The organism is Variovorax sp. FW301-JW7 (assembly GCF_058788795.1).
On the sequence record NZ_JBYTBC010000030.1, the window covers coordinates 1 to 7,935 of the forward strand.

The window sequence follows — 7,935 nt, forward strand, 5'->3', positions numbered from 1 at the left end:
AGCGCGAGCGGATAGCGCCCGGTGCGGAAGTAGATGTCGATGAAGTTGACCGCGATGAGGCTGTGGCGCACGCGCGCTTGCCCCGGGCCGGGCTCGCCGACCTCGACGTGTTCGAGCTTGAGCACGTCGGCGCTGCCGGTCTCGTGGAAGCGGATGGCTTGGACCATGGGAATTTCTTTCGGTAGGAAGGGCAGGCGGGCAGAAAGGGCTCAGCCCGCCGAGAGTTCGTCGATGAAGGCCTGCGCGCCCGGCCATTCGCCGTAGCCCGAGGCGGGGTTGAGGTGGCCGACCTCGCCGAGGTCGGCCAGGCGGCTGCCCCAGCCCTGCGCCATCTGCACCACGCGATCGAAGGGCGCCAGCGGGTCGTTGCGGCTGGCCGCCACGATGCTCGGGAACGGCAGCGGCCCGGTCGGCACCGGCAGCCAGCCGCCGGCGCGCAGGGCCTCGACGGTGGGGTAGCCCTCGGGCATCGGCCGCTCGAAGTCGGGCGGCGTGGCCAGCAGGGCGCCGCGCACCGGCCGGCGCGTGCGCTGCGCCCAATGAGCCAGCATCACCACGCCGCCGCTGTGCGCCACGATGACCAGCGGCCCCTCGACCGCCTGCGCCTCGCGCTCGATGGCCGCCACGCGCGCGGCGCAGTCGAGGTCGTCGCGGCCCATGGGCGGCACCGCGCGCACACGCGGCAGGCGTGCGGCGAGCAGGGTCTGCCAGTGGCTGGCGACGGCGTCGCGCAGGCCGGGAACGATGAGGACAGTGGGCGTAGTCATGTCGGCCTGCACCCTCACTGGTTGAGCTGGATGTTGTAGGTCTTGACGATCCGCGCGTTGCGCTCGTACTCGTCGTGCGTGATCTTCGCGAGCTGCTCGGGGCTCTCGCTGGTCATCGGCACGAAGTTCTGCGCGATGAGCCGCTCCCGCACCTTCGGCGAGGAGGCGGCCTTCGTGAGGACCGCATTGATCCGCTTGACGAGGTCGTCGGGCATCTTGGCCGACACGATGGCGCCGGCCCAGTTCGAGAAGTCGATCTCGTCGAAGCCCTGCTCGGCCATCGTGGGCACGTCCGGCAGCTGCGCCAGCCGGGTCTTGGCCCCGACCCCGAAGACCTTCACCTTGCCGGCCTTGATCAGCGGCAGCGACGTGACGATGCCGTCAAACAGGATGTCGACCTGGCTGCCCATCAGGTTCTGCAGCGCCGGCGGCGAGCCCGGGAACGGCACGTGCTGCAGGTCCAGCCCCGCCTTGCGGGCAAAGATGGCGCCGGCGTAGTGCGAGCTGGTGCCCGCGGAGTACGAGGCGTAGCTGCCCGGGCTGCCCTTGCCGGTCTTCAGGTAGGCGATGAGTCCCTTCAGGTCGTTGGCCGGCACTGACGGCGCGCTCACCAGCACCATCGCCGAGCGGGCCACCATGGTCACCGGCTTCACGTCCTTGACCGGGTCGAAGCTGGTCTTCATCACCAGGGGAATCTCGGTCAGGATGTTGCTGACCATGAACATGATGGTCTGCCCGTCGGGCGGCGCGCTGTTGAGCGCCTGCACCCCGATGGCGCCACCGGCGCCCGGCTTGTTGTCGACGATCACCGGCTGCCCGATCTCGGCCGAAATGGCATCGGACAACACACGGGCCACGACGTCCATGGTGCCGCCCGCGGGCGCCGGCACCACGATCCGCACGGGCTTGTTGGTCCAGGCATGGGCGAGCAGGGGCGCGGCGGCCAGGGCGGCTGCCCAGGGCTTCAGGCGGCGAAGGATGTTGTGGGTTTTTTTCATCGCGATGTCTCCAGGTGTTCGTGTGCCGGCGGTGTGGGGTGCTCAGGCTGCCTTGCGCAGGAAGCCCTGCTGCCGGCCCGGGGCATTGGGTGCAAAGCCGTTGGCCGCCAGCGACGCTTCGGTGGTGTCGTAGAAAACGCCGATCTTGGACATCTCGCGTGCCTGCTGGCCCGTGGCGATGGGGCGGCCGAATTCGCGCGAGATGCGAACGAGTTGCTCGACTTGCTTGGCGGTGCCGATCTTGGCCGAGCGGTCCTGGTTCCACAGGTTGTCTTCGGTGCCGGTGCGCACGTGCAGGCCCATGGCGATGCCCATCATGTTGATCGGCAGCACGTTGAGTACCGAGGCCTCCACCGTCACCACCGCGCCGTCGGGCACGGCGCGCATGAAGTTGGCCAGGCTGTAGATGTTGGGCACGTCCATGCCGCCGCCGATGGCCACCCAGTTCATCACCAGCGGGCCCTTGTAGATGCCGCGCCGCATCAGCCGCTCCACCGACTCGAAGCTGTTGATGTTGTAGCACTGGAAGGCGCTCTGGATGCCCGCCTTGGTCAGTCGTCGGATGTGCTCCTCGGCCCAGCCGGGCTGCGAAGGCACGGTCATTTCCTTGTAGGCGTTGAAGGTGGCGGGGTCTTCCATCGACGTGCCCTGGATGTCGCGCAGGTCGAACTGCTCCATCACGTTCATCTGCGAGGTGTTGATGGTCACCGTCACCTGGTCGGGCTTGGGGTCGAGCTCGGCCAGCATGTGGCGCGTGTCGTCACTCAGCCACTTGGCGGCCGCACCGTCGGTCTCGGGTGCGAAGCTGATCGAGCCGCCCACCTGGATGATCATCTCCGGCACGCGCGCGCGCACGCCGGCAATCAGCTCGTTGAACATGGACAGGCGCTTGCTGCCCCGGCCGTCGAGCTCGCGCACGTGCAGGTGCAGCACGGTGGCGCCGGCGTTGTAGCAGTCCACCGCCCGTTGGATCTGGTCCTCCATGGACACGGCAATCTCGCCGGGAAAGTCCGAAGGCATCCATGAAGGGGCGTAGGGCGCGGCGGTGATGATCAGCGGCTGCTGGTTTTCGGGGAACAGATGGCCGTCGAGAAAATTCATGGCAGGAACCTCGGTAGAAAAAGGGAAGAGAAGAAGGGAGGGCGCAGCGCGGCGGCGCCCGCTCAGAAGACCGCGTCGCCGACGATGCCGGCGCGTTCCATCTTTCGATGGCAGGGCGGGTAGTCCATGACCGCGTAGTGCTGGGTCGAACGGTTGTCCCACATGGCCACGTCGCCCGGCTGCCAGCGCCAGCGCACCTGGTACTCGGGGATCTGCACCTGGCTCACGAGGTAAGCCAGCAGCAGGGCGGCGCCGGGCTGGTAGTCCTGCCCGTAGCGCACGTTGGCCGGCGTGTGGAAGTTGGTGAAGTGGGTCGTGAAGCCGTTGACGAACAGGATCTTCTCGCCCGTGTCGGGGTGCGTGCGCACCACCGGGTGCTCGGCGTCGGGAAACTGGGCCTTCAGCGCCAGGCGCTTCTCGATCGGCATCGCGGCGCCGAAGGTGGCCTCGATGCTGTGGCGCGCGCGCAGCCCCGCGATCTGCTGCTGGATGTGCGCGGGCAGCTTCTCGAAGGCCAGCGCCATGTTGGCCCACATGGTGTCGCCACCCACCGGCGGGCATTCGACGCAACGCAGCACGCAGCCGAAGGGCGGCTTCTCGCGCCAGGTGGCGTCGGTGTGCCAGCTGTTCTCGTAGCGGTCGACCGGCGTCTCGGGGTTCTTGTAGATGCGCACCAGGCCCGGGTGCTCGGGGTCGCTGCCGACCACGGGGTGGTCTTCCAGCTCGCCGAAGTGGCGGGCGAAGGTGACGTGCTCGGCGCGCGTGAGTTCCTGCTGTCGGAAGAACAGCACCTTGTGCTGCACCAGCAGGGCGCGGATCTCGGCCGCCAGGCCGGCGTCGCGCGAGGCGTCGGCCAGCGACACGTGGCGCAGCTCGGCGCCGATGGCGCAGGTCACGGGGTGGACCTGGAGGCCGCGCGTGTGCACGGCGGGGGCCCCGTTCGAGAGGCCTGGCTGGATCGTGGAACCCATGTGTCTTGTCTCCTGTGCCGGTCGTGGGGTGCCGCTGTGCGGCGGTGACCGTGCTGGAAGCAAGAATAGGTCGAGGCCCCTGCGCGCGCCCCCTCCTCGCAGGAGGGGGCGGCGGCCCTGGAGGGGAGGGAGAAACCCTCAGTGCCTGGCGGCGAGCCCTCAGTGCCCCGCGGCGAGCAGCCCCAGGATGCGCGCGCGCTGCACCACCTGCGTGCGCGTGCCGGCGTCGAGCTTGGCGAACAGGTTCTTCACGTGCCACTTGACGGTGGTTTCGCCCACCTGCATGGCGCGCCCGATTTCCTTGTTCGACAGGTTGCGCGCCAGCAGCACCAGCACCTCGCCCTCCTTGGGCGTGAGCACGGCGCCGGGTGATGCGGGTGTTGCAGGCGCAAGCGCAGGCGGTACGGCGGGCGCAAGGGGCGCGACCGCGATCTCGGCCTGCGCGCCCTCGGCCGCGAGCGTGCCGACCCAGGCGCCCAGCTCGGGGTGCGCGTCGGAGAACACGCGCTGCAGCCCGTAGGCGCGCGCCAGGTCCATCGCTTCGCGCAGCAGCGCCTGCGCCGGCGGGCCGCAGCGCTCCAGCGCCAGCGCGCGCAAGCCCAGCAGCTCGATGTGCAGGCCGCCCTGCTTGCGCTGGCGCGCCTGTTCGTCGGCACGCGCCAGCTTCGCGAGGGCGTCGGGCCAGTCGCGTGCGGCAATGGCTGCATGGGCGCGCGCCACGTCGCGCAGTGCCTCCACGCTGCGCCGCCACAGCGGGCCCTGCGGCAGCGTGGGGTCGGCCAGTTGCGCGTCGATGCGCTCGCACAGTTCGCGGCAGGTCTGGGCGCGGTGGCGCTGCGCATGCAGGCGCACCTGCTCGGCCAGGCTGGCGATGCGCAGCCGCGGCAGGCGCCGCGCGGCACCGGCTGCGTCCAGCGCGTCCAGCAGTTCCAGCGCGCGGTGCTCGGCGCCTTCGGCCGCCGCGATGCGCGCCGCCGTGCGGTAGGCCTGCAGCAGCGATTCGGGCAGGCCGCTGTGCTCCAGCACGTCGAGGCGGTCGGCCAGCAGCGTGGCGGCGTCGCCCGGCAGGTCGCGCTCCCAGGCCACCGATGCGAGCAGCGCGGCCAGGTTGCAGCTGAAGCGGTGGCGCCGGCCCATCTCGGCCTCGGCGCCGGCCACGGCGGGGCGCAGCAGCTGTTCGGCCAGCAGCACCTGGCCTTCCCACGCATAGCTCAGGCCGATGACCAGCTCGCTCCAGCGCCGGATGTAGTCGACGCCGTGGCCCGGATGCCCGCGCAGGGCCTGCTGCTGGCGCAGGCGCGCCAGCGCCGGCTCGCCCTCGAGCAGCGCGCGGTAGGCCATGCGGTTGGCGTGCGACTGCAGCAGCAGCGGGTCGGTCAGCGGAACGGCCTCGGTCCACGGCGCGTGCAGTTCGACGAAACGGTCGGGGTCGTCCGCGAACACGGCCGCGCCGCCCAGGATCAGCGCGCATTCGCAGCGCAGCGCGTCGCTCACATCGGGTTGCGCCAGGATGCGCGCCACGAAGCGGCCGGCTTCTTCGTGCCGCTCGCTCGATGCGAGCGTCCATGCCGCGGCCAGCAGCAGGCGCGGGCGGCGGTCGAGCTCGTCGGCCGGCATCTGCGCCATCCATTCGAGCACCGTGGCCTGCCGGCCGCGCCGCATGAGCGATTCGTACAGGCTGCGCTCCGCGAGCTCGTAGGCGGTCTGGTGCTGGCCCGCGCTCAGCGCATGGTGGGCGGCCTCGTCGAGCAGCTCGTGCGCGGCCAGCCACTGCGCCGCGCGCGCATGCGCCGCCACCTGCTCGGCGGCGTCGAGCGCGGCGAAGCGCTGGCGCAGCACGTCGCGCGCCAGCGCATGCATGCGCAGCCACTCGCCCCCTTCGGCGGCGGCGAACACCGGCGTGTCGTTGCTCAGCCGCGCCAGCCGCGCCGCAGCGTCGTCGACGCCGGAGACGGCGCGGCACAGCTCGGGGTGCAGCAGGTCGAGCACGGCGATGCGGGCCAGGAAGTCGCGATCGTCGGGGTCGAGGTTGACCAGCAGCAGCCGCACCAGCTCGCCCTGCAGCTCGCCGGCGGCGGCCGTCATGTCGCCCAGCACCGTGTGCGCGGCGTGCGCGTCGGCCCCGCGCGCGATGATGGTCGTGGCCAGCTGCAGGCCCAGCGGCCAGCCTTCGGTCAGCTCGTGCAGCCGGGCGGCGGTGTTGCGGTCGACGCGCGCGCCGAAGCGCGCCTGCACCAGCTGCAGCGTCTCGTCGAGGCTGAACTTCAGCAGCGCCGGGCCGATCTCCACGCACTGCCCGTAGGCCACGAGGTCCTCGATATCGAGCCGGCCGTCGGGGCGCGTGGCAATGAGCGTGCGCACGTTGGGCGGCGCGTTGCGCAGCAGGTAGGCCAGCGCCTCGCGCGAGGCCGGCGGCAGGCGGTCGGCCTCGTCGATGACCAGCACCACGTTCAAGGCCGCCTGCGCCAGCTCGGCCAGCAGCGCGGTGACGCTGCCGAGCGTGCCGGGCCGGTCGTCCTGGAACAGGCTGCGCCCGAATGCGGGGCGGCCCATGGCGACGCGCAGCGCCAGCGCCAGGCTCTGCACCAGCCGGCCCGGATCGTCCTGGCTCTGCGCCGAGACCCAGCCGACCGGTACGCCCTGGCCGAGGTACTCCAGCCGCCACTGCGCCAGCAGCGAGGTCTTGCCGAAGCCCGAGGGCGCCTGCACCACGCACACGGCGTGGTCGCGCAGCGCGTCGGCGCTCGACAGGAGCCGCGCGCGCGAGACCAGGTGACGCGGGACACGGGGCGGCGTCACCTTGAGCAGCAGGTCGCGCGGGGCGCCGCTCGCATCGGGGGGCGGGAAAGTGGCCAAGGCTCGTTCGTGCTCGTGGAGGGAAGAACGGGCCCGATTCTCCACGTCAATCGCGCGAGGCCGAAGCGCGGCGCGGCACCCCCCGCCGCGCGCGGCTGGCCTTCGCGCTGCAGCCGTACTGCGCATGGAACCAGCGCGACAGCCCGCTGGGCGCGCAGAAGCCCAGCAGGCCCGCGACCTCGGCCAGCGGGCGGTCGCCCTCCAGCACGTGGCGCACGGCGAGTTCCTTGCGCACGTCGTTGACGATGGCCGAGAAGCTCTGCCCGTCGTCCGCGAGCCGGCGCTGGATCGTGCGGCATTCCACGCCCACGTGCGCCGACACCTGCGCGATGCTGCAGCGCCCGCTGGGCAGGAGCAGCAGCACCGCGCGCCGCACGTCGCCCGGCAGCGCGTCGCCGGGCGCAGGCGCCGCCGCGTCGAGCAGCTGCCGCGCATAGCGCGCCATGGCCGGGTCGGCCGAAGGGTTGGGCGCGTCCAGGTCGTCGCGCGCGCAGACGATGCCGTGGAAGTCCTGGTCGAAGGCGACGGCCGCGCCCAGCACGCGATGGTGCGTGCGCAGGTCGCGCGGCGCGGGGTGCGCCAGGCACACGCGCCGGGGCTGCCAGTCGGCGCCGAGAAACTGCCGCAGCAGCCGCAGCATCACGCCCAGCGCCAGTTCGATGCGCTGGCGCGTGGCGCGGTGCGCCTTGTCGGGCTGCACTTCCTCGCGGATGACCACCACCTGGCCGAAGGCCTCGACCATCAGCGACAGCGAGCCGTTGAGCAGCGGCTGGTAGCGCATCAGCACGTCGAGCGAATCGCGCAGCGTCGGCTGCTCGCGCACCAGCAGGCCGACGGCCCCGAGGTTCGACAGCCGCCGCCCCTCGGCCATGCACAGCCCGAAGCCCTCGTTGCCCGAGCGCTCGGCCGAGGCCTGCAGCAGCGCGGCGACGCGGTCGACCGGAATCATCAGGTCGGGCTCGTCCAGCATGCGGGGGTTCAGGCCGGCGTCCAGGAGCATGCGCGCCGGGTCCAGGCCGCTGGCGCGGGCGACCTCGCGGTAGTGGGTGAGGCTTGCCGCGCGGACCAGGGAAGACATCGCAAGTCCGCACGTGGCAGTTCTCAGGGCACGAGCACGGTGGCGCCGGTGGTCTTGCGGCCTTCGAGGGCGCGGTGCGCTTCGGCGGCGTCGGCCAGTGCGAAGCTCTGCTGCGGCTCGCTCACGATGCGGCCGGCCAGCACGTGGTCGAAGAGTTCGTCGGC

General features: G+C 71.6%; 7 protein-coding genes and 1 pseudogene. All 8 read right to left on the reverse strand.

Going from position 1 to position 7,935, the window contains the following annotated elements:
• Positions 1 to 167, reverse strand: a pseudogene (locus tag AC3WQM_RS31865) (quinone oxidoreductase); the annotation flags it as partial.
• Between the two features lie 42 nt (positions 168 to 209).
• Positions 210 to 767, reverse strand: coding sequence for an RBBP9/YdeN family alpha/beta hydrolase (locus AC3WQM_RS31870; protein ID WP_492683849.1), 558 nt, complete (start codon positions 765 to 767; stop codon positions 210 to 212).
• A gap of 14 nt (positions 768 to 781) precedes the next feature.
• A complete protein-coding gene (locus AC3WQM_RS31875; RefSeq protein ID WP_095746621.1) occupies positions 782 to 1,765 on the reverse strand; it encodes a tripartite tricarboxylate transporter substrate binding protein in 984 nt (327 codons plus the stop codon).
• 42 nt (positions 1,766 to 1,807) lie between these two features.
• Positions 1,808 to 2,866 (reverse strand): beta-keto acid cleavage family enzyme, encoded by a 1,059-nt coding sequence (locus AC3WQM_RS31880; protein WP_492683850.1) that lies wholly within the window; start codon positions 2,864 to 2,866, stop codon positions 1,808 to 1,810.
• A gap of 62 nt (positions 2,867 to 2,928) precedes the next feature.
• A complete protein-coding gene (locus tag AC3WQM_RS31885) occupies positions 2,929 to 3,837 on the reverse strand; it encodes a TauD/TfdA dioxygenase family protein (protein ID WP_492683851.1) in 909 nt (302 codons plus the stop codon).
• Positions 3,838 to 3,996: 159 nt separating this feature from the next.
• Positions 3,997 to 6,693 (reverse strand): helix-turn-helix transcriptional regulator, encoded by a 2,697-nt coding sequence (locus tag AC3WQM_RS31890; protein WP_492683852.1) that lies wholly within the window; start codon positions 6,691 to 6,693, stop codon positions 3,997 to 3,999.
• 46 nt (positions 6,694 to 6,739) lie between these two features.
• Positions 6,740 to 7,771: an AraC family transcriptional regulator gene (locus AC3WQM_RS31895; protein ID WP_492683853.1), complete on the reverse strand. Its 1,032-nt coding sequence runs from the start codon at positions 7,769 to 7,771 to the stop codon at positions 6,740 to 6,742.
• A 23-nt stretch (positions 7,772 to 7,794) separates the two neighbouring features.
• A partial coding sequence (locus tag AC3WQM_RS31900; protein WP_492683854.1) for a zinc-binding dehydrogenase occupies positions 7,795 to 7,935 on the reverse strand: 141 nt, incomplete at its 5' end.